The 20,750-nt window shown below is 59.3% G+C and carries 21 protein-coding genes; 20 read left to right on the forward strand and 1 reads right to left on the reverse strand.

Translation table 11 applies throughout. From position 1 onward, the window contains the following. From KIT08_06270 to KIT08_06365, 20 genes are read left to right on the forward strand one after another with little or no spacing between them, the layout of a single operon-like run. A complete protein-coding gene (locus KIT08_06270; protein UYN88705.1) occupies window positions 1-813 on the forward strand; it encodes an SDR family oxidoreductase in 813 nt (270 codons plus the stop codon). Between the two features lie 2 nt (window positions 814-815). Next, complete coding sequence (locus KIT08_06275; GenBank protein UYN88706.1) at window positions 816-2,057, forward strand: acylneuraminate cytidylyltransferase; 1,242 nt, start codon at window positions 816-818, stop codon at window positions 2,055-2,057. Beyond that, complete coding sequence (locus KIT08_06280; GenBank protein UYN88707.1) at window positions 2,054-2,926, forward strand: N-acetylneuraminate synthase family protein; 873 nt, start codon at window positions 2,054-2,056, stop codon at window positions 2,924-2,926. Before KIT08_06275 ends, KIT08_06280 begins: the two co-directional genes overlap by 4 nt. 30 nt (window positions 2,927-2,956) lie before the next feature. Then, complete coding sequence (locus KIT08_06285) at window positions 2,957-4,546, forward strand: hypothetical protein (GenBank protein ID UYN88708.1); 1,590 nt, start codon at window positions 2,957-2,959, stop codon at window positions 4,544-4,546. Between the two features lie 25 nt (window positions 4,547-4,571). Next, a complete protein-coding gene (locus KIT08_06290) occupies window positions 4,572-4,793 on the forward strand; it encodes an acyl carrier protein (protein ID UYN88709.1) in 222 nt (73 codons plus the stop codon). Continuing rightward, window positions 4,786-5,967, forward strand: a complete 1,182-nt coding sequence (locus KIT08_06295; GenBank protein UYN88710.1) for a hypothetical protein — start codon at window positions 4,786-4,788, stop codon at window positions 5,965-5,967. Before KIT08_06290 ends, KIT08_06295 begins: the two co-directional genes overlap by 8 nt. Then, a complete protein-coding gene (locus KIT08_06300; protein UYN88711.1) occupies window positions 5,958-6,425 on the forward strand; it encodes a GNAT family N-acetyltransferase in 468 nt (155 codons plus the stop codon). The genes KIT08_06295 and KIT08_06300 overlap by 10 nt, the downstream gene beginning before the upstream one ends. Then, window positions 6,425-7,198 carry an AAC(3) family N-acetyltransferase gene (locus tag KIT08_06305; GenBank protein UYN88712.1) on the forward strand — a complete coding sequence of 258 codons (774 nt, stop codon included), beginning with the start codon at window positions 6,425-6,427 and terminating at the stop codon, window positions 7,196-7,198. The genes KIT08_06300 and KIT08_06305 overlap by 1 nt, the downstream gene beginning before the upstream one ends. Further along, window positions 7,198-8,535, forward strand: a complete 1,338-nt coding sequence (locus KIT08_06310) for a DUF4910 domain-containing protein (GenBank protein ID UYN88713.1) — start codon at window positions 7,198-7,200, stop codon at window positions 8,533-8,535. The genes KIT08_06305 and KIT08_06310 overlap by 1 nt, the downstream gene beginning before the upstream one ends. Window positions 8,536-8,553: 18 nt before the next feature. Further along, window positions 8,554-9,525 (forward strand): glycosyltransferase family 2 protein, encoded by a 972-nt coding sequence (locus tag KIT08_06315; GenBank protein ID UYN88714.1) that lies wholly within the window; start codon window positions 8,554-8,556, stop codon window positions 9,523-9,525. A 3-nt stretch (window positions 9,526-9,528) separates the two neighbouring features. Beyond that, window positions 9,529-10,215 carry an acylneuraminate cytidylyltransferase family protein gene (locus tag KIT08_06320; protein ID UYN88715.1) on the forward strand — a complete coding sequence of 229 codons (687 nt, stop codon included), beginning with the start codon at window positions 9,529-9,531 and terminating at the stop codon, window positions 10,213-10,215. Next, entirely contained in the window at window positions 10,212-11,189 is a 978-nt protein-coding gene (locus KIT08_06325) for a phosphoglycerate dehydrogenase (GenBank protein ID UYN88716.1), read from the forward strand. Before KIT08_06320 ends, KIT08_06325 begins: the two co-directional genes overlap by 4 nt. Window positions 11,190-11,198: 9 nt before the next feature. Then, window positions 11,199-11,960: an SDR family oxidoreductase gene (locus KIT08_06330; GenBank protein UYN88717.1), complete on the forward strand. Its 762-nt coding sequence runs from the start codon at window positions 11,199-11,201 to the stop codon at window positions 11,958-11,960. Further along, on the forward strand, window positions 11,957-12,769 hold the full coding sequence (locus KIT08_06335) for a hypothetical protein (protein UYN88718.1): 813 nt from the start codon (window positions 11,957-11,959) through the stop codon (window positions 12,767-12,769). Before KIT08_06330 ends, KIT08_06335 begins: the two co-directional genes overlap by 4 nt. A 6-nt stretch (window positions 12,770-12,775) precedes the next feature. Continuing rightward, a complete protein-coding gene (locus KIT08_06340; GenBank protein ID UYN88719.1) occupies window positions 12,776-14,299 on the forward strand; it encodes a glycosyltransferase family 39 protein in 1,524 nt (507 codons plus the stop codon). Beyond that, window positions 14,299-15,228, forward strand: coding sequence for a glycosyltransferase (locus KIT08_06345; GenBank protein ID UYN88720.1), 930 nt, complete (start codon window positions 14,299-14,301; stop codon window positions 15,226-15,228). The genes KIT08_06340 and KIT08_06345 overlap by 1 nt, the downstream gene beginning before the upstream one ends. A gap of 1 nt (window position 15,229) precedes the next feature. Further along, window positions 15,230-16,000, forward strand: a complete 771-nt coding sequence (locus KIT08_06350; GenBank protein UYN88721.1) for a glycosyltransferase — start codon at window positions 15,230-15,232, stop codon at window positions 15,998-16,000. Window positions 16,001-16,003: 3 nt separating this feature from the next. Next, window positions 16,004-16,747, forward strand: coding sequence for a hypothetical protein (locus tag KIT08_06355; GenBank protein ID UYN88722.1), 744 nt, complete (start codon window positions 16,004-16,006; stop codon window positions 16,745-16,747). Continuing rightward, window positions 16,747-18,291, forward strand: coding sequence for an O-antigen ligase family protein (locus tag KIT08_06360; GenBank protein ID UYN88723.1), 1,545 nt, complete (start codon window positions 16,747-16,749; stop codon window positions 18,289-18,291). The genes KIT08_06355 and KIT08_06360 overlap by 1 nt, the downstream gene beginning before the upstream one ends. Next, window positions 18,284-20,275, forward strand: a complete 1,992-nt coding sequence (locus KIT08_06365) for an immune inhibitor A (protein UYN88724.1) — start codon at window positions 18,284-18,286, stop codon at window positions 20,273-20,275. The genes KIT08_06360 and KIT08_06365 overlap by 8 nt, the downstream gene beginning before the upstream one ends. A 57-nt stretch (window positions 20,276-20,332) precedes the next feature. Here the strand turns inward: KIT08_06365 and KIT08_06370 are convergent, their stop codons facing one another. Beyond that, window positions 20,333-20,569 (reverse strand): YtxH domain-containing protein, encoded by a 237-nt coding sequence (locus KIT08_06370; GenBank protein ID UYN88725.1) that lies wholly within the window; start codon window positions 20,567-20,569, stop codon window positions 20,333-20,335. Between the last annotated feature and the right edge of the window lie 181 nt (window positions 20,570-20,750).

Here is a 20,750-nt window from a genome sequence, read left to right on the forward strand (position 1 = left end):
ATGTCCAGCATTCAATCTGCATTCGATCTCAGCGGCCGCGTGGCGCTGGTCACTGGCGCCGTAGGGCTGCTTGGCAGTCAGTTCTGCCGCACCCTGGTGCAGGCTGGCGCCTCGGTAGCCCTGGTAGACCTCAACGAAGCCAAGCTGGCTGCCCTGCACGCCGAGCTTGGTGAAGCCAGCCTGTCTGTAGCCAGCAACGTCAGCGATAAAGCTGCCGTGCAAGCCGCGGTGCAAGCCACTGTGGCGAAGTTTGGCCGCCTGGATATCCTCGTTAATAGCGCCGCGCTCGACCCCAAGTTTGATGCCGGTGAAGTAGGTAAGCACAACAGCTCGTTTGAAGAATACAGCCTGGAGAATTGGAACAATTCCCTCTCGGTTAATCTCACTGGCGCGTTCCTGTTCAGTCAGGCGGCAGTGCCGCACATGCTTTCTCAGAAGGGTGGGGTCATCATCAATATCTGCTCCACGTACGGCTTGGGCGGGCCTGACCAGCGTATTTACCAGCGCGAGGGTCATCCGCCTTCCTTCAAGCCGGTGGATTACACCGTTACCAAAGCCGGCATCCTGGGCCTCACCAAATATCTGGCGACCTACTACGGCACGCAGAACATCCGCGTGAATGCGCTCACCCCCGGCGGCGTGCGCAACACGCAAGACGAAGAGTTCGTCAAAGCCTATTCCGCCCGTGCTGCCATGGGCCGCATGGCCCAGCAGGATGAAATGAACGGCGCGCTGTTGTTCCTGGCCTCCGACGCTTCGAGCTATATGACAGGTGCGAATTTAGTCGTCGATGGCGGCTGGACGGCATGGTAGCAATGAAGTCTAGCAAGCCTGAAGTCTTGGCCATCATTCCGGCCCGCGGCGGCTCCAAGAGCATTCCGCGCAAAAATGTGCGCCTGTTCGCCGGGCACCCGCTGCTGGCATTCAGCATCGCCGCCGCCCTGCAAGCGGAAACCGTGACGCGCACCATCATCTCCACCGATGATGAGGATATGGCCCGCATTGCGCGTGAGCTTGGGGCCGAGGCGCCTTTCATCCGCCCGGCGGAGTTTGCCCAGGACAACACGCTAGACCTGCCGGTGTTTGAGCATGCGCTCACCTGGCTCGCCAAGAACGAAGGCTACAAGCCGCAGATCGTGGTGCAGCTGCGCCCCACCTCTCCCTTGCGCCCGCGCGGCCTAGTGGATGAGGCCGTGCAGCTGTTGCTCAAGAACCCCAAAGCCGATTCGGCCCGCGGGGTAGTGCCCAGCGGCCAAAACCCCCACAAGATGTGGCGCGTGGATGCCAATGGGCAGATGCAGCCGCTGCTCAAGGTCAAGGGGATCGGGGAACCCTACAACGCCCCGCGCCAAAACCTGCCCGCCACCTATTGGCAGACCGGCCATGTTGATGCAATTCGCAGTTCAGTCATCCTAAACAAACACTCCATGAGCGGCGAGATGATACTGCCCGTGTTGGTAGACCCGCGCTACAGCGTGGACATTGACACCATGAATGACTGGCAGCGTGGTGAATGGCTGGCCACCTCGGGGGAATTGGACGCCGTGTGGCCTGGCCCTCTGCCACGCCCGTACCCCAAGCAGGTCAAGCTGCTGGTGCTGGATTTTGACGGGGTGCTGAGCGACAACCGCGTCTGGATGGATGAGAACGGCAAGGAATCGATCGCTGCCAACCGTAGTGACAGTCTGGGGCTTGAGAAACTGAAGCAAAGCGGCGTGCAGGTCTTCGTGCTTTCGCGTGAGGGCAACCCCGTTGTGGCCCGTCGCTGCGAGAAGCTCCAGATTGGCTATCGCCAGGGGATCAAGGAAAAAGGCGAGGCATTGCGCCAGCTACTGGCGGAGCTGAGTGTGCCTGCGGAAGCTACTTTATTCCTCGGCAACGACACCAATGATCTACCGTGCTTCCCCATCGCGGGCTGCGCTGTGGCCGTGGCCGATTCGCACCCCGCTGTGTTGCGCCAGGCCGACCAGCGTCTCACGCAGCGCGGTGGGCATGGCGCAGTGCGCGAGCTTTGTGATTTAATCATGGCGATAAACGCCCAAAGGACGAACGAATGACTCGAGAATTAAAGCTTGGCAAACGCATGGTGGGGGATGGCCACCCGGTGTATATCGTCGGTGAGATCGGCATCAACCACAATGGCAGCCTGGATGTTGCCAAGCAATTGATCGATCTGGCCAAGTGGGCCGGGGCGGATGCTATCAAGTTCCAGAAGCGCACGCCAGAATTGGCTGTGCCGCCCGACCAGCGCGACAAGATGCGCGAGACCCCGTGGGGCTACATCAGCTACATGGATTACCGTAATAAAGTTGAGTTCGGCGAGAAGGAATATGCCGAGATCGATGCGCACTGCAAGGCCAAGGGCATTGACTGGTTCGTCTCTGTGTGGGACGAGCCGGCTGTTGATTTCATGGAGAAGTTTGACACGCCTTGCTACAAGATTCCCTCGGCGTCCCTGACCGATCATGCCCTGCTGGACCATGTGCGCAAGACTGGCCGTCCGGTGGTGCTCTCCACAGGCATGTCTACCATGGAGCAGATCGACGAAGCCATTAAGCATGTGGATATGGGCAACACCATGCTCACTCACACCACCAGCACCTATCCCTGTGAGCCGGATGAGCTGAATCTGCGCATGATCGAAACCCTGCGCCAAAAGTTTGCCTGCCCAGTGGGCTACTCTGGCCACGAGGTCGGGTTAGTGCTTTCTGCGGTGGCTGTGGCCCTCGGTTCCTGCTTTATTGAGCGCCACATCACGCTTGACCGTGCCATGTGGGGCAGCGACCAGGCCGCCTCGGTGGAACCGGGCGGCTTGCAGAAGTTGGTGAAATACATCCGTGTCACCGAGCAAGCCCTGGGTGACGGCGTAAAGCGCGTATACGATAGCGAGAAGCCCTCCCTCGAGAAGCTGCGCCGCGCCAAGTAATTTTTGCCGCTCTACGCGGCTGGGTTCACTGTGCTCAAGCGAATAGCCAACAAACTCCAACGCGCACCCGCTACGTTGCGTAGCCGGGTGCGTTTGGCGCGCACCGCCCGCGCCGTAGCGGCCGCCGAGCAGGCGCAGCACAAGCCGGTGGTGTTCTTCAATGCCTCTACGCGCCTGGGCCATCTCAGCCAGAATGCGGCGTTTTCGCTGCTGGCCTCGTGGGGCTTGCGTCTGGAAGGCGTGCCCGTTTTGCACTTCGTGTGCAACGCGGGCATGAGCCGCTGCGTGCTGGGCACCAACCCGGACGATGCCACCCAGGCGCCGCCGTGCGCGGCCTGCATGGCCCAATCGCGCCGGATGTATGCCGGTGCGCAGGCGCAGGGGTTCGGCTACCAGCCCGACGCCGCTTTGATCGCTCGCCTGCAGTCCTTGAGCGTTGATGATTTGCTGGCTGTGGAGTACGGCGGCTTACCGCTCGGCCACTTGGTGCTGCCCTCGCTGCGTTGGGCGTTGCGCCGCCATGACTTGGCAGACGATGAGCCCACGCGTATCTTGTTGCGCGAATACATCCTCTCCGCCAACAATGTGGCCCGTGAGTTTGCTGCCTTCATAGATGGCAGGGACCTGCTGGCTGTGGTGGTTTTCAATGGCATCATGTTCCCTGAGGCTGTGGCGCGCCAGATCGCTTTGCAGCGCGGCTTGCGCGTGATAACGCATGAAGTCGGCCTGCAGCCGCTGAGTGCGTTCTTTACTGCAGGCGAAGCCACGGCCTATCCCATGGAAATCCCTGAGAGTTTTCAACTGGGTGAAGCAGAAAACCATCGGTTGGACAATTACCTAAGTCGCCGTTTCAAAGGCGATTTCAGCATGGCCGGCATCCGCTTCTGGCAAGATATTCAAGCGCTGGACGAAGCCTTTCTGGCAAAAGCAGCCCAGTTCGATAAGTTGGTGCCAGTCTTTACCAATGTCATTTTTGATACCAGTCAGGTACATGCCAATGTGCTGTTCACGGACATGTTCGCCTGGCTTGATCATGTAGCCGAGCTCATCCAAACCAATCCGCGCACGTTGTTCGTCATCCGCGCCCATCCAGATGAGATGCGCCCTGGCTCCACCAAGCAGAGCCGCCAAAGCGTAGCTGAGTGGGTGCAGGCGCGCGGCTTGCTGGCTTTGCCCAATGTTGTCTTCATCCCACCGACGGACTATGTGGACTCGTACGCATTGATCGCTAAAGCGCACTTTGTCATGCTCTACAACTCTTCGATCGGGCTGGAAGCTTCTATCATGGGCAAGCCGGCTCTCTGCGCTGGGGCGGCTCGCTACACGCAATACCCTACGTTGTATTTTCCTGCCAGTCTGAGTGAATACAAGCACCAGGCCGAAGCTTTCCTGGCCGCCGACAAAGTGCCGCAGCCGGAGGCTTTTGTACATGAGGCACGGCGTGTGCTCTACTTCCAGCTTTTCAGGACCAGCCTGCCTTTTGAGCGCTTTGTGGAGCCCACTAGTATGGGCTATGTGAACCTGCGGGACTTCCCTTTTAACGCTTTGCGCGTCGAGCAGTCGCCGGCCATCAAAACGGTGCGTGACGGCTTGGTGGAACACAAGCCCTTTCTGGTATAAGACAAGTATGCAGGATACGAATTTTTTGAGGCTTCGATCTGTATTTATTGATGTCTTCAAGGCTGCGCCCGAAGACATCACCCCTGATCTGCAATTTGGCGAGTTACCCGCCTGGGATTCAATGGGGCATATGGACCTCATGGTTGGGCTGGAAACCGCCTTCGGGATTGAAATTACTGCCGAAACCATCAGCACCCTCATTAGTGTGCCGGCCATCCTGGCCCATATTCAGAGCAAGCATGGCTGAGCACCTCTCTCTCAAGCCTAGTATTCCCATCCCAGCCCATCTAGTAGGTCAGGTGCAGGCCAAGCTGGCATATGTCGACGAGGCCATCGCCTCGGCCAGCATCGCCCCTGATGGCGGCCGCATCGACCTGCAGCTGCGCGCTCCCGCCCCCGCCGACCTGGAAGCCAAGATCCAAAGTGTGGTTACGGACATGGCCAGCGGGAATGCGAAACCAAAAGTGGAGGTGCTGGAAGATTACCTTCAGCGCCCCGTGCCTCATTCAACTGATCCCATGCCGGAGCTTGAGCAGCGTGGTGAGGTGCACCGCGAAACTACGGGCGTATACAGCTTCGGGCCGCTGTTGGCCAACCTTATCAGCGTGTTCGAAGACTATTTTCTGGAGCTGGCCGCCGAATTTGGCGCTGCCCCGCAGCGTTTTCCGACGCTCATCTCGGCCGAGATGCTGGGGCGCGTCGGTTACTTCCGTGCTTTCCCGCACTCGCTGACCTTCGCCACCCACCTCCGCGAGGATCTGCACATCATCAGCGACTTCGCAGAGCATGCCGCCTATGAGCCTACCGGCTTGAACGCGTCGATGGAATCGTTCTCCAAGATCCAGGCGTTGCTCTCCCCGGCGGTGTGCTACCACTTCTACTTTGGCCTGGCCGATAAACCCTTGCCGGGCGGCCAGCTGGCTGCCACTGCGGTCGGTCATTGCTTCCGCTACGAATCCAGCAATCTCAACAGCCTCGAACGCCTGTGGGATTTCACCATGCGCGAGATCATCTTCGTTGGCCCGGCTGACTATGTGCTGGACAATCGCGAAGCCGCCCGCAAGAAAGTAACCCCCTGGCTGGCCGAACTTGGGCTGGCATACATGGTGGAGAGCGCTAACGATCCCTTTTTCGTTGGCGAGTTCCGCAAGCAAACCGCCTTCCAGAACGCCTTCCAACTCAAGTACGAGATCCGCGCCCGCTTGCCTTTCAAAGGCAGCACGCTGGCGGTGGGTTCGTACAACTATCACCAGGATTTCTTTGGCCGCCATCTCAAGATCACGCTGCCTGACGGCAAACCTGCTCACACCGGCTGTGTGGCATTTGGTCTCGAACGTTTGGCGTATGCCTTCTTGGCCCAATATGGGCTCGACCCAGCGCAGTGGCCGGCCATCGTGCGGGAGGCGCGCGCATGGGGGTAACTATCCGCGCTGGGGGTGTGGAAGATCTGCCCGGCGCGGCTGCGCTCTGGAAGCAACTGGATGCGTATCATCGCAGTCTTGGCCTGGCTTTTCCTGAAGTAGAGAATGCCCCACAAAAATGGGCCGAGAGCTTTCAGCGCACTCTCGGGCGTTTTAGCTTTCTGTGGCTGGCTGAACAAGATGGGCAGGCGCTGGGTTTTTTGATGGCGCGGGTGAAACAAAGCCCGGCTTATCTGGGCGGTCAGCAAGTTGGCGAGATCAGTGACCTGTACGTAAAAGAGGCAGCCCGCGGCGGCGGGCTGGCTGCTCAACTGGCCCAAACTGCCATGCAGAAGTTTACTGAGCTGGGCGTGCATTCCGTCGAAGTGCAGGTGCAGGCTGGCAATGAAGCTGGCCTGGCTTTCTGGCGCAAGCAAGGCTTTGCGCTGGATCTTACGCTGGTGCGCAAGGTGCTCTGATGGCGCTACCAGCCCTCACTCGCCAACAATTGGATGGTGTTCTCCAAGCCCTCGGCATCCAGGCCGGCGATGGCCTGCTCATTCACTCTGCCGTGCAGTTCCTCGGCAAGCCGGAAGGCGGCCTTGTTACTTATCTTGAGGCGTTGCAAGGCGCAATTGGCCAGCATGGCACTCTGGTAGTGCCAACCTTCTCCTTCGAGTTTGCCAAGACCGGCCAATACGACCCGGCCACCACACCCTCACAGGGCATGGGGGTCTTCTCAGAATTTGTGCGCCAGCAGCCCGGAGCGTACCGTACGCTCCACCCCATGCAGTCCGTCGCCGCGCTGGGAGCGCTGGCCGGCGACTTGGCCCAGCGCGATACTCCCTCCGCTTTTGATGATGGCTCGACGTTTGACCGCATGCTGCAGGCAGATTTCAAGCTTTTGCTGTTAGGCGCAGATATTCAAGCCGCCTCCATGGTGCACTATAGTGAGCAGCGCGCACCTGTCCCTTATCGCTACTGGAAGGAATTCCCCGGCAAGATCAAAATCGATGGCGCTTGGCAGCCGCGCAGCTACCGCATGTTCGTGCGTGATATGGATATTGATCCCCACTTGCGTCTGGCGCCTATTGAGCAAGCGCTGCGCGCCAATGGTGATTGGCGTACGCAAACTCTCAATCACGGCAGCCTCTCAGTCTGCCGCTTGCAGGATTTTGTGACTGCTACGGATGCCTTGCTGCGGGTAGACCCTTGGGCCTTGGTCAGCAACCGCCCGGAGACAGCCCACTAATGGCCAGCATGATGCAACTCATCGAGGAGTTGTGGTTCCTGAAGCGTGACCTGATCTCGGATGACTACGATCGAGCCTTGCATCGCCTGGCGCAAGAAGTGCCCATGACGATCCATGAAGTGCCCAGTGGCACGAAAGTGTGGAGCTGGACTGTGCCAGAGAAGTGGACCTGTCACGAGGCCTATCTCGAAACACTGCAAGGTCATCGCTTACTTGACTATGCTGACCATCCTCTGCATGTCGTCTCGTATTCGCTACCGTTCGAAGGTGAGGTCAGCCGCGAAGAGCTATTGGCGCACCTGAATGTACATCCAGCCCACCCAGACGCCATTCCCTACGTCTTTAAGTATTACCAGCGTGATTGGGGTTTATGCGCCAGCCAAAACCTACGCGATTCGCTCACTGATGAGCGTTATCGCGTTGTAATTCGCTCTGAATTCACGCTCGGCACGCTGAAAATTGGCGAAGTCTATATCCCCGGCCAGCGCCCGGAGAACTTCGTGCTCGCTGCCCACTTGGACCATCCCGCCATGGTGAATGATGACCTCACGGGCGTGGTGGTCGGTGTGGAAGTGGCCCGTCGTCTGTTGGCGGCGGCCGCTGCCGGGCATGCGCCGTACTACGGCGTACGCCTGCTGCTGTTCCCTGAAACCCAGGGTTCGATCGCCTACCTCAGCCAGCACGAGAGCGAGATTCCGAATATGCTCGGGGGCCTCTTTCTCGAGATGCTGGGCAATGATGCACCCCACGCTCTACAGCAATCCTTCCAGCCCTTCAGCGCCGCTGACCGCGCCCTCGTGAATGCGTTGGCGGGCGCCGAGCCCGGCGCTTATGTGGGCGGCTTCCGAACCGTCATTGATAACGACGAGCGCCAGTTCAACGCCCCCGGTGTGCGCGTGCCCATGCTTTCGCTCTCGCGGGTGGTGGATCCGCATCTGCCCGGCTCGCGCTTTGCCCCTTACCCTGAGTACCACTCCAGCCTGGATACGCCTGCCATCGTCTCGCAGGAGCGGTTGAAACAGTCAGTAGAGCTGGTGCTTAAGCTTATTGATGCATTTATGCACAACCGCTACGTGGTCAACCACTTTAAGGGCGAAGTCTTCGCCTCCGGCTACGGCCTCTGGGTGGATTACAAGAGCGATGCCGCCGGGCACAAACGCCGCTTTGAGATCATGGATCGCTGTGACGGCACGCGCCGTGTGGCCGATATTGCTGATGAGCTGCACCTCAGCTTTCAGGAGGTCTGGCAGGTGATTGCCCTATTGGTTGAAAAAGGGCTGGTATCGCTTAGCAACGTACCCCAACCTACCGATCCCCACCACGCGCCGCCGCAGTAGCGCTGGTAATATTCTTAAATGCCCACCGGCAAGCCCCGAAGCACAAAAAAAACACCGCACATCTCCATTATCGTCCGCGCTCTAAATGAAGAGAAACACCTTGGCCGCCTGCTAACCGCCATCGCGAGCCAAAGCCTGCCCAACCCTGAAGTCATCCTGGTCGACTCCGGCTCCACTGACCGCACACTGGCCATTGCGCGCCGTCATAGGGCCAAAATTGTGCACATCAAGCCGCAAGACTTCACCTTTGGCCGCTCACTTAACCTGGGCATCCGCAAAGCCAGCGGCGATGTGATGGTGCTTGCCAGCGCCCATGTCTTCCCCGAGCACGATGATTGGCTCAGGAACCTCGTGGCCCCGTTTGCAGACCCCCAGGTGGCCATGGCCTACGGCAAACAGCGCGGCACGGACGAGAGCCAGTTTTCGGAAAGCCAGCACTTCCGCAAGTGGTTTCCTGAGCACTCCACTCCGGCCCAGCCGCACGGCTTTGCCAATAACGCCAACTCGGCGCTGCGCAAGAGCGTCTGGGAGACCATACCCTTTGATGAAGAATTGACCGGGTTGGAAGACTTGGCATGGGCCAGTACGGCCCATGCTGAGGGCTACAAAATTGCCTACGTGGCCGAGGCCGGCGTGTACCATGTACATAATGAGACCGCAGCCCAGATCATGAACCGTCACCGTCGTGAAGCCATAGCCCTGCGGCAGATCTTGCCCGCCAGCACTTTCAGCTTTGTCAATTTGCTAAGCCTTTTCGTGCGAAACACACTGTCAGACTATGCCGCCGCATTGCGCCAGGGGCAGTTTTTACGCCAGATGATCAACATCCCGCGCTTTCGTTTTCTGCAATACTGGGGCACCTACCGCGGCTACCGTGACCCCGCCCAGCCCAGCAGCCAACTCAAGCGTGTCTTCTACTACCCGCCGGATGCACTGGAGCCGCGCCTTGCGACGTCACAAAGCGCGCGCCCGCGGGATAAATCAGCCTAGCCTATGCCTATGAACACGCCAAGAATCGTCGCCCTTGTTCCCATGCGAGACCAGTCCGAGCGCGTGCCTGGCAAGAATTACCGCGCTCTGGCGGGAGCGCCGCTGTTCCATCACATTCTGCGTGCCTTGCAGGCCAGCCGCGGTATCGCCGAGATCGCCGTGGATACCGACAGCCCCAGCATTAAGGCTGGGCTGGCGGAGCACTTTCCGGCCGTGCGCGTGATCGAGCGCCCTGAACACCTGCGCGCCGGCGAAGTGCCCATGAACGAGATCCTGCTGCACGATACAGCCCAAATTCCAGCTGACTTCTATTTGCAGACCCACAGCACCAATCCCTTGCTGCGTAGTGAAACTATCGGGCGCGCCATTGATGCCTTTGTTGCCGCGTTGCCCAAGGTAGATTCGCTATTCAGTGTGACTGGCCTGCAGACCCGCTTCTATGATGCCGAAGGTAAGGCCGTGAATCACAACCCCAAAGAGCTCCTGCGCACCCAGGACCTGCCGCCCGTTTACGAAGAAAATTCGTGCATTTACATCTTTAGCCGCGCCAGCCTGGCTCAACACAGCCACCGTATTGGCGCCAGCCCACTCATGTTCCCCATCCCGCGCAATGAGGCCTGGGATATTGACGAAGAGCTTGATTTCCAAATTGCCGACTTTTTGATGCAGCAGCGACAGAAGACCTCATGACCAAAACCATTTTGCTTTCCGCACCTTACATGCTGCCCACCGTAGAGCGCTTTCGCCCCGTGTTTGCGCATTATGGCCTAGAGCTCATAGTCCCGAAAGTAGAAGAGCGCATGGAGGCCGAGCAGATCCTACAGTATGCCGGCCAGTTTGACGGCGCAGTCTGCGGCGATGACCGCTACACCGCCGAAGTGCTGGCGGCCTGCGCCCCGCGTCTGAAGGTGATCTCCAAATGGGGTACCGGTATCGACTCGATCGACCGGGTGGCTGCCGCCGAACTCGGCATCCAGATCCGCAATACGCCGGATGCCTTCACAGACCCAGTGGCCGACTCGGTTATGGCAGGCGTGCTCAGCTTTGCTCGCCAGACGCCCTGGCTGGATAAGGCCATCAAGGCCGGCGAGTGGAGGAAGCTGCCCGGCCGCTCCCTGTTCGAATGCACACTGGGTGTGATCGGGGTGGGGCGTATTGGCAAAGCCGTCGTCCGCCGAGCGCGCGGTTTTGGCATGCGCCTGCTGGGCTACGATACCGCCGACGTGCCGGATAGTTTTCTGGCTGAGACAGGTGTAGATATGGTCTCGCTGGAGGAGCTGCTGTCTCAGGCAGACTTTGTCAGCCTCAATGCAGACCTCAACCCCACCAGCCATCACATTCTCAACGCGCAGACGATCGCGCACCTGCAACCGCATGCCGTGGTGATCAACACCGCCCGCGGCCCGCTGGTGGATGAGCCTGCCCTCATCGCCGCGTTGCAGGCGGGCAAGCTGGCCGGCGCCATGCTGGATGTGTTTGAGCACGAGCCTTTGCCAGCGGATAGCCCGCTGCGCAGCATGGACAATGTGCTGCTGGCGCCGCACAACTCCAATGCCAGCCCCTTTTCCTGGGAGCGCGTGCATTGGAACACCATCCGCAATCTACTCGACGGGCTGGGAATTGCTGCCGATGATTTAGACCCGGCAGACTACCCGCCCCGCTAAAATCAGCTTATGACCAGCCCCCGTCACGTTGTTATCACCGGAGCCGCAGGCGGCATTGGCCGCGCCTGCGTAGAGCACTACCACCAGCTAGGCTGGCGTGTTTGGGCTATTGACCAGGCTCAGCCTACCCCCGCTTTGCCCGACGGTGTCACCTTCATCGGCGTTGACCTTGCGGTTGCGGGCGAGGTGGACGCTGTCGTAGACCAGCTCACCCAGCAGCTCGGCGGCCATTTACATGTGCTCGTCAACAACGCCGCGTTGCAAGTCGCCAAGTCCTTGGCCGCCACCAGCGCAGACGAATGGGACCGGGTGCACGCCATCAACTTGCGTGCACCCTTCCTGCTCGCGCGCGATCTATATCCGGCCTTGGCCGCCGCGCGTGGCGCGGTGGTGAACGTCAGCTCCGTACATGCCTTCGCCACCTCAGCTGATATTGGCGCCTATGCCAGCTCCAAGGGTGGCCTGTTGGCGCTGACCCGCGCCATGGCCATTGAATTTGCTAAGGATGGCGTGCGCGCCAATGCCATCTTGCCGGGCGCCACGGATACACCCATGCTGCAGGCTGGGTTGGACCGCGGCCATGTGCAAGGTGCTGATATGCAGCAGCGCAAAGCGGACCTGGCCGGCAAAATTCTGCTTAAGCGCCTGGCCACACCCGAAGAGATCGCCCGCAGCATTTACTTCCTGGGCGATGGGGAAGCGTCTGGCTACATTACCGGCCAGTCTCTGGTGGTGGATGGCGGTGCGCTGGCGCGGCTCAGCACAGAATGAGTTCTTTCAAACAGCGCATCAAGCAAGCCACGCCGCAGCCGCTCTGGCAGGCGGGCAGCGCCGGCCTGCTGGCGCTGCGCCATGCCGCCGCCTGGCCGGCGGCAACTCTGCATCCCTGGCGGCGGGAAAGCATTGCCCGCCTGGGCGCCCTCAAAGATAGCCAGCGTGGTAAACGCGCTTTTATACTCGGCAATGGGCCTAGCTTGCGCAGCACGGATGTCAGTAAGCTTAAACATGAGCTGACCTTTGGCATGAACCGCGTTTATCTGGCGTTCCCCGAGTGGGGCTTTGCCACCAGCTACTTTGTGTGCGTCAATGACCTCGTCATTGAACAAACTGTGCCAGAGATCCGGGCGTTGCAGATGCCCAAGTTCCTCTCCTGGCGTTCGCGCCGCTTCATTCAGCCAGACGAGCACACTATGTTCCTGCACAGCACCTACGACGGCCCCACCTTTGCCACCGATGCTCGTCGCCGTCTATGGGAAGGCGCCACGGTAACCTACGTAGCTTTGCAATTGGCGTATTACATGGGTTTTGAAACCGTCATTCTTATTGGTGTTGACCATAACTTCAGTGCCAAGGGCACACCCAACACCACCGTAACCTCTCAGGGCGAGGATAAGGATCATTTCAGCGCCGGCTACTTCGGCGCCGGTTTCCGCTGGCAGCTGCCTGATCTGGATACTTCGGAGCGCTCATACTCCATGGCGCGCCAGGCCTACGAGGCCGATGGGCGCCAGGTGCTGGATGCCACGATCGGAGGTAAGCTCACAGTCTTCCCGAAGGTTGAATATAATTCGCTCTTCTAGCCCCACATGAGCCTCCGAAAAGCTTCGCAACCTCGCCCATCCCTTCTGGAACCTTCTTCGCGTACAGCAAAGATCCTGCTTGCGGTGCTCCTGCTGCTTGGCTTCGCCTTGCGCATGCTGGATCTCACGGATCCCCCGCTCGATTTTCACACCACGCGCCAGTTGCATGGCGCTATCGTGGCTCGCAGTATCTACTTTGAAATGCACCCGGATCCCGATCCAGCCGTCCAGGAGCGCATGGTGAGTATGCGCAACGTGGTCGGCGAACTCGAACCGCCCATTCTGGAAACCATCGTGGCTTTTGGCTATAGCCTGGTGGGTGGGCCACAGCTCTGGGTTGCCCGGATCGTCAATTCGTTAGCGTGGATCCTGGCAGGCATTCCCCTCTATGGGCTCGCCCGCCGCCTGGGTGGCCGCCTTCCCGCGTTGCTTGCGGTAGCCTATTTCAGCTTTTTGCCATTTGCCGCCCAGGCTAGTCGCTCCTTCCAGCCAGACCCGCTGATGGTGGCTCTGTTGGTGTTGGCGGCTTATGCCGCGTATCGCTGGTCTCAGCAGCAAGAGTGGAAGTGGGTCCTCATTGCCGGGGCTAGTGCCGGCCTGGCTGTGTTAGTCAAAATTGTGGCCGTGTTTATTGTCATGGGCTTCATGCTGGCTTTAGTGTTGTCTACGCTTGGGTTCAAGACCGCATTGCGCAATCGCCAGGTGTGGGTTATGGCACTGCTCAGTGCGCTGCCCGCTGCAGGCTACTACCTGCTCAACATAGGCGACACCTCAGGCTCTTATCTGCAAGATTGGATCCTTGCTCTTTTGCCACAAGCGTTTGCTCCCTCGTTCTACATCTTTTGGGTGAAGATGCTGGAAGGCCTTTTTAGCAGCGGAGCCTTGCTGGCCGCTGGCATCGGCACGTTGTTAGCACCACGCCACCCGCGCGGCATGCTGGTCGGGATTTGGATCGGCTATGTGGCCTATGGCATCTTGCTGCCGCATCAAACCACCACCCACTCGTACTACCATCTGCAACTTGTGCCCGTCATCGCTCTGGGCATGGTTGCTGCCCTCGGCACGTTGCACGAGAAACTACAGCAGCAAGCACGCCTGTGGCAGGCGCTGGCCCTGGCGGTCGTGCTCGGTGTGCTCGTACATTCGGCGTGGATCTTCCGCTCCACCTTGTTTGCTGCTGACTATCGCGAAGCGCCTGCCTATTGGGAGCGCGTAGGCGCCGCAATTCCAAATGATGGCAACACCATCGGCCTGGTGGATGGCTACGGCTATCTGCTCAACTATTATGGCGGCTGGAATTTGCGCTTATGGCCTATTACGGCTGAGTTTGATCTGGCTGAGATGCGCGGCAGCGACTGGGGCAGCTTTGAAGACTATTTTGAAGATCGCACTGCAGATGTGCAGTATTTCCTTATCACCGAATTTGGGGAATTTGAGCGCCAGGCCGAGCTCAAAGCCTATCTCGAAGCCAATGCCCGCGTGTATGTGCGGACTCAAGATTTCATCATCTACGATCTGGGAGCCAAGTAATGGCTTCTTCCGATCAGCCACTTGTTTCCATAATTACTCCTTCGTACAACCAGGCTGCCTTTCTTGAAGATACGATCCTGTCAGTTACTGGGCAGGATTACCCTAATTTGGAATACTTTGTCGTTGACGGTGGCTCAAACGACGGTAGCGTGGAGCTTATCAAGCGCTATGCCAACAAACTGGACTGGTGGGTATCCGAGCCAGACCAGGGTCAGGCCGATGCTATCAACAAGGGCTTGGCACGCACCAAGGGGGAATTTGTCGCCTGGCTCAACTCTGATGATTTCTATCGCCCGGGCGCAGTGGCGCAGGCCGTGGCTGCATTGCAGCAAAATCCTCAGGCGGGCATAGTCTACGCCGATCTGGATTCCATAGATCGCACCGGCCGCATCTTCAACACCATCCACTATCGCCAGTTCTCCCTGCTTGATCTGCTTTCCTTTGAGATCATCGGTCAGCCCACCGTGTTCATGCGCCGGGCTGTCCTGCAGCAGGCCGGCCCGCTGGATGCAAGCTACCGTTATCTGCTTGACCACCAGCTCTGGCTGCGTATGCTGCAGCAAGCCCCGGCCATGTATGTGCCCGCGGTGTGGGCCGCCGCCCGCCACCATGCCAGCGCCAAGAACGTGGGCGAGGCGGCCGGTTTCGGCCGCGAGGCCATGCGCATCCTGGCTTGGGCCGGCAGCCAGCCGCACATGCGCGAGCTCATTGCCGCCCACCACCGCCAAGTGTTGGCTGGCGCGCACGTATTTGACGCCCGCTATCTGCTCGATGGCGGCCAGGCCGCTGCGGCCTTGCGCTCCTTCGGGCGGGTAGCCAGCTTGCAGCCTGGACGCTTGCTGCGCCATTTGCCGCGTATCTTCTTCGCTTTCCTTAGCTTGTTTGGGTTGGGCGGTTTGCGCCGTGTTTTTCAGCGCCGGGAATATTGATATGGTTCAACCGCTGGTCACCATCGTCACGCCTTCGTATAACCAGGCACAGTATCTGCAGCACACGATTGAGTCCGTGCTGTCTCAAGATTATGCAAACATCCAGTACATAATAGTGGATGGTGGTTCTACCGACGGCAGCGTCGATCTCATCAAGCGCTATGCCAGCCAGTTGCACTGGTGGGTCTCGGAGCCGGACCAGGGCCAGGCGGATGCCATCAACAAGGGCTTTGCGCGCGCCCGCGGTCAGTACCAGGCTTGGATCAATGCCGATGACATCTTGCTAGCGCACGCTATCCGTGAAGCCGTAGAGTTCCTTGAGCAGCATCCAGAAGTAGGCTTGGTCTATGGCGATACCGAGTTCATCGACGCGGCGGGCAAGCCGCGCGGCCGCTTCCCCGCCGCCCAGACCGACTATGCGCGTATGTTGCGCGGCTATGTACACATTCCGCAACAGGCCACCGTATGGCGCGGCAACCTGTGGCGCCCGCTGGACGCCAGTCTGCAGTTCGCCATGGATTACGACCTGTGGGTGAATATTGCCAAGCGCAGTCGTCTGCGCTATCTGCCGCGGCTTTGGGCCCAGTTCCGCTTACATGCTGATTCCAAGACCCTGCAGAACGATATGCGCGCCTGGGAAGACATGCTGCGTGTTCACAAACGTGAGGGCGGCGGCTATTTTTCGCTTATGCGCGCTAAATATTGGTTGCGTAAGCTATTATTTCCCCTGTTGCGCGCCCGCCGCCAACGTCAGGCCGGCATTGCTGAATAACATATGGCTAAAAAACGCGAAACTCTCCCCGCTGACCCTCTGGCTGAAATTCTGGCGGCCTGGCGCCTTTGGCTGCTGGGCGCGCTACTGGGCGCTGTGCTGGCCTGGGGCGTCTACCAGCTTTGGCCGCCAAACTACCGCGCCCGCGCTACCGTAGTGGTGGACGCCAATCTGGAAGAGGCCTGGCAATACTTCCCCGAGCGTGACCTGTTCCATTTCCTTTTCCGTGAGACCGAGCGCATGGAAGAGCTGGCCTGGTCTGACCAGGTGCTAGCTGTGGTGGCTGAGATTGTGCCCGGCTACAGCGTGCAGGAACTGCGCAGTCGCGTGCTTGGACTAAGCCATCCATCGGATGGTGGTTGGCGTTTTTACGCCACCTCGCCTGATCCAGCCACTGCTCAAGCACTGGCCTCCAGCTGGGCGCAGGCCTTCGTCAATGCGGTGCAGGCCGCCGCCGTGGCTTCGCCGGATTTGCAGGCGGCCCGTGCCCGCATGAGCGAGTTACTGGCCGTGGAACCTCCCGATGAGTCTGCCTTGTTCGAGCTCATGACGGAAATGCAATTTCTAGCCGAGCACACCCAGGGCATCTCCATGTACACGGAGCTTTACGTCAGCCAGGCCGCCGAGCTACCCGTGCAGCGCAATGTCAGCCTGGCTACCTACATGTTGCTCGGCTCTGTGGCTGGTGCGCTGGCTGCCCCGCTGTACGTGCTGCTGACGCCGGCCCGCTTGCGCCCGGTGCGCTAATGGATGCCTGGCTGTCCACCGGCAACCTCAAACGCGCCTCGCAGGCTTTGTGGGCATTGGTCCTGTTTGGCCTGCCCATCACCACCTTCCGCTACATCCCCGGCCCGCTGGGCCTGGCGCAGATCAAGCCTTTCTCCATGCTGCCGCTGGCCCTGCTTTTGCCAGTGTTACTGTTGTTGCACTTTCGCCAGCGCCGGCTACCGCTGCCGGTCAACTTACGTCCCCTCCTGGTGTTCCTCCTTTTCGCCGCCGCGTCCAGCGCCATCGCCATCTTGTATGCGCCTGAACCCTTACGCGGCGCCGAGGTGGATGGCCGCATTCTGCGCGGTTGGATGTCGCTGCTTGTTGGACTAGCCTTCTTCGTCGCCGCCTTCTGGATGAATCGCACCCGTCAGGATGTGCATTTCTCGCTGCGTTGGTTGTACGCAGGCTTGGCCGTCACCATTCTGTGGAGTTTTGTGCAGGCCCTCGCCATTCACACTGAACTGGTAACCTCGGCCTGGGCCAATTCGGTACAGCTTGCTTTTTCCGAGCACCCGTTATTTACTCAGCGGGTGAGCGGCCTGGCGTATGAGCCTTCGTGGCTGGCCGACCAACTGGTGGGTTTGTACATGCCGTTCTTGTTCGCCGCACTGCTGTTGCGTAGCTCGCTGACCCACTGGCGTTGGTTGGAGCCAGTGTTGTTGCTGCTCAGTCTGGGTGTGCTGTTGCTCACCTATTCACGCGGCGGCCTGCTGGTAGCACTCGTATGCGCCGGTGCGGTGCTGGCGCTGGTGGGACGCGGCGCGCTGCAACGCGCTTGGGATTGGTATCGTGCGCCGTTCCGTCGTGCGCCGTTCCGCCGTACGCCGTTCCGTCGTGCCCCGCGTGCCCAATTTCGCCGCGGCCAATCCCGTAGCCTAAAATCGAGCGGCCAAAAACAGCCGGCTGCTTTGGCCTTGCGCTTCGGCCTGGTGTTGGCCGCCATTGCCGCCCTGGTCGCCGCTGGCAGCTTCCTCGCCAGTTATGACTACATCACCAGCCTGTGGGAACCCAGCGAGAATGAAGAGCGCAATCTGGTTGAGTACGTCATCGACATCAGCGCCGGCCCGCGTTTGGCCTACGCGGTTGCCGGCTATCACGTCTTCGAAGTGGCTCCGCTGACTGGGGTAGGGCTGGGTGCTAGCGGCCTGTACCTGTTCCCTGAGTTCCCCGACTGGTCCTACACCATCCCAGAGATCGCCCGCCAGCTCAGCCCTGATTCGACCATCATCCCTAATATCAAGAACTTGCATATTCGCCTGCTGGCCGAGACCGGGCTGCCTGGTTTCTGGTTCTTCATGGTGTTCTTTATTTCTTTCCTGGCTTTATTGCGTCACATGTGGCGCTCAGGTGATGGCTTCTATCGCTTCGTTGCCGTGGCAGGCTTGTTCGCCTGGCTGGCAACCTTGATGCGCAATTTCACCCAGGATTCATTCACCTTCCCTATCATGTGGGTTATATTCGGCCTCCTGGCTGGGGTGTACCCACAACAGCCTGACCAACTGAAAGGGCTAAATGAATAGACGAACCTTGTTAATTCTGGCGATCGTGCTGGTTTCTCTGCTGATCGCCTGCATCGCATGCGCCGCCGTGGGCGGCCTGGGCTTCTTGTGGTTCTGGGAGAGCGAGCTCGATCTGCCCGCTGATTACACCGGGCCAAATACGCAGGCGCCAACCCCCAACGTGGTCATCAACAATGACCCTGCGTCGGATGAAACCCTGCGTGTGCTCGAGCAAACCATCGTGCCGGAGAATGATCCGGCCGATATCGCCAGCCGCCTGCAAGGCATCCTCAGCATTCCAGACTCCGTACCCTACGCTGGTCCCTCTAGCGTTGGTGATCAGAAGAGCTTCTATGTCACCAACAGCGACACCAATGAGACTTCGCTGCGAAACGCCACCCTGCGCTATGCTGGCGATATCGTCTACTTCTGGATCGAGAACGGCGTGAACTTTGACCAGGGCGATCTGGAGCGCTTGGCGCGTGCCTTTGAGACCCAGATGTACCCTATCAACCGCAGCTTCTTCGGCAGCGAGTGGTCACCTGGTATCGATAACGACCCGCACATCTACATCCTCTACACCACCGGAATGGGTTTCAATGTGGCGGGCTACTTCTCCTCGGCCGATGAAATTCACCCCATCGCCCGCCCGGATTCCAACGCCCACGAGATGTTCCTCATCAACGCTGGCAACAGCCCGCTGGATGATGAGTACACCTATGGCGTGCTGGCTCATGAGTATCAGCACATGATTCACTGGAACACAGACCGCAATGAAACCAGTTGGCTCAACGAGGGGTTGTCTGAGCTGGCTACCTTGCTAAACGGCTACGTGCACACCGGCTTCATTCAGCAATATGCTAGCAACCCTGATCACCAGTTGAATGACTGGCCCAACCATGACTACACAACACCGTACTATGGCGCTGCCTTTTCCTTCGTCACTTACTTTTTGGAACGCTTTGGTAACGAGGCCACCCAGGCCCTGGTAGCCGATCCCGCCAACGGACTAGACTCCATTGACAATGTGCTGCTTCTTGAAGCTGCCACCGATGGAATCACCGGCCAGCAGATCCTGGCGGATGATGTCGTGCTGGACTGGGTGATAACCAATTACCTTAATGATGCTGGCGTTGCCGATGGCCGCTACCACTACCGTCAGTACGGGGATGAGGTCTATGTGCGCACCTATGCCACCGAGACTGTCAGCGATTGCCCCAGCGCCCCGCAAACTCGTGATGTCAAGCAGTATGGCGTGGACTACATCACCATCACCTGCAGCGGCACCCTCAACTTCAGCGGCTCCACCAGCACCCAGTTGATCCCGCAAGACGCCTACTCTGGCCGTTATGCCTTCTGGTCAAACAAAGGCGATGAGTCTGATATGACCCTGACGCGTGAATTTGACCTGCGCGAGGTCAGCGGCCCCGTGAGCCTGGACTACTACATTTGGTACAACATCGAAGAAGACTGGGATTATGGGTACGTGCTCGCTTCCACCAATGGCGGCGTCACGTGGGACTTTTTGCAAACCCCTAACGGCACAGGCTCCAACCCCACCGGCGGCAACTATGGCTGGGGCTACACCGGCTTCTCCGGCGGGTCGGAGCCCGGCTCCTGGATCAAGGAGAGCGTGGACATCTCGGCCTATGCTGGCCAGCAGGTGCTCCTGCGCTTCGAATACATCACCGATGCCGCCGTAAATGGCGAAGGCTTCATGGTGGATGATGTTTCCATCCCGGCCATTAACTACTTCGAAGACTTTGAGAGCGGCAGCGGCGGCTGGGAAGCGGCCGGCTTTGCCCGCATCGAGAATGCCCTGCCGCAGAGTTTCCGCCTGGCGCTCATTCACCACGGCGCTACGCCTACCGTCGAGATCCTCGACGTGCCGGCAGGGAATACGTTGCAGGTTGATCTACAGGGTGACGATGAGGTGACGCTTGTGGTGATGGGCGCTACCCGTTTCACCCGCCAAGCCGCCGCCTACCAATTCTGGTTTGAATAGACGCAAGCGAAATAAAAAAGGCCGCCCTTAGGGCGGCCTTTTTTGTTGCACTACGTTCTAGCGGTCTTCCAGCGGGATCTCACGCACAGGGTTGCGCATGGAACTCAGCTGGCGCTCCAGTTCATAACGGCGCTCGCCGGCCGCCTCGCTCAACTCATCGCGCACGCGGTTCCAGCGGTTGCGCAGCTCACCGCGCAGGTCCTCGCCTGAGCTTGGGGCGGCCAGAATGGCGATGCTGCTGCCGATCAGCGCTCCGCTCACGACCCCCAGTAGAAAAGCAAAGAATTGCCTCATCGTCATTTTCTCCTTGATCCGATTGCGTAAATTATAACGAGCAAGAGGCCGCCAGCGTACGCCGCGCTATAATTAACTTGCTGCTTGGACCCCATTTTGGGGCCGAGACGGTAGTGTGCAGGGTGCCAAAATGGCGCAATTGCATATGCCGCCTTTCAAGCTGGGGCGGTTTTTTTATCCC

The sequence above is a fragment of the Anaerolineales bacterium genome (assembly GCA_025808555.1).
GTDB lineage: Bacteria > Chloroflexota > Anaerolineae > Anaerolineales > UBA11579 > JAMCZK01.

Bases quoted from the DNA above. Each gene is read 5' to 3' on its own strand.
- KIT08_06270 (UYN88705.1), top strand. From the start codon at position 1: ATGTCCAGCATTCAATCTGCATTCGATCTCAGCGGCCGCGTGGCGCTG.
- KIT08_06275 (UYN88706.1), top strand. From the start codon at position 816: ATGAAGTCTAGCAAGCCTGAAGTCTTGGCCATCATTCCGGCCCGCGGC.
- KIT08_06280 (UYN88707.1), top strand. From the start codon at position 2,054: ATGACTCGAGAATTAAAGCTTGGCAAACGCATGGTGGGGGATGGCCAC.
- KIT08_06295 (UYN88710.1), top strand. From the start codon at position 4,786: ATGGCTGAGCACCTCTCTCTCAAGCCTAGTATTCCCATCCCAGCCCAT.
- KIT08_06300 (UYN88711.1), top strand. From the start codon at position 5,958: ATGGGGGTAACTATCCGCGCTGGGGGTGTGGAAGATCTGCCCGGCGCG.
- KIT08_06305 (UYN88712.1), top strand. From the start codon at position 6,425: ATGGCGCTACCAGCCCTCACTCGCCAACAATTGGATGGTGTTCTCCAA.
- KIT08_06310 (UYN88713.1), top strand. From the start codon at position 7,198: ATGGCCAGCATGATGCAACTCATCGAGGAGTTGTGGTTCCTGAAGCGT.
- KIT08_06315 (UYN88714.1), top strand. From the start codon at position 8,554: ATGCCCACCGGCAAGCCCCGAAGCACAAAAAAAACACCGCACATCTCC.
- KIT08_06320 (UYN88715.1), top strand. From the start codon at position 9,529: ATGCCTATGAACACGCCAAGAATCGTCGCCCTTGTTCCCATGCGAGAC.
- KIT08_06325 (UYN88716.1), top strand. From the start codon at position 10,212: ATGACCAAAACCATTTTGCTTTCCGCACCTTACATGCTGCCCACCGTA.
- KIT08_06330 (UYN88717.1), top strand. From the start codon at position 11,199: ATGACCAGCCCCCGTCACGTTGTTATCACCGGAGCCGCAGGCGGCATT.
- KIT08_06335 (UYN88718.1), top strand. From the start codon at position 11,957: ATGAGTTCTTTCAAACAGCGCATCAAGCAAGCCACGCCGCAGCCGCTC.
- KIT08_06340 (UYN88719.1), top strand. From the start codon at position 12,776: ATGAGCCTCCGAAAAGCTTCGCAACCTCGCCCATCCCTTCTGGAACCT.
- KIT08_06345 (UYN88720.1), top strand. From the start codon at position 14,299: ATGGCTTCTTCCGATCAGCCACTTGTTTCCATAATTACTCCTTCGTAC.
- KIT08_06350 (UYN88721.1), top strand. From the start codon at position 15,230: ATGGTTCAACCGCTGGTCACCATCGTCACGCCTTCGTATAACCAGGCA.
- KIT08_06355 (UYN88722.1), top strand. From the start codon at position 16,004: ATGGCTAAAAAACGCGAAACTCTCCCCGCTGACCCTCTGGCTGAAATT.
- KIT08_06360 (UYN88723.1), top strand. From the start codon at position 16,747: ATGGATGCCTGGCTGTCCACCGGCAACCTCAAACGCGCCTCGCAGGCT.
- KIT08_06365 (UYN88724.1), top strand. From the start codon at position 18,284: ATGAATAGACGAACCTTGTTAATTCTGGCGATCGTGCTGGTTTCTCTG.
- KIT08_06370 (UYN88725.1), bottom strand. From the start codon at position 20,569: ATGAGGCAATTCTTTGCTTTTCTACTGGGGGTCGTGAGCGGAGCGCTG.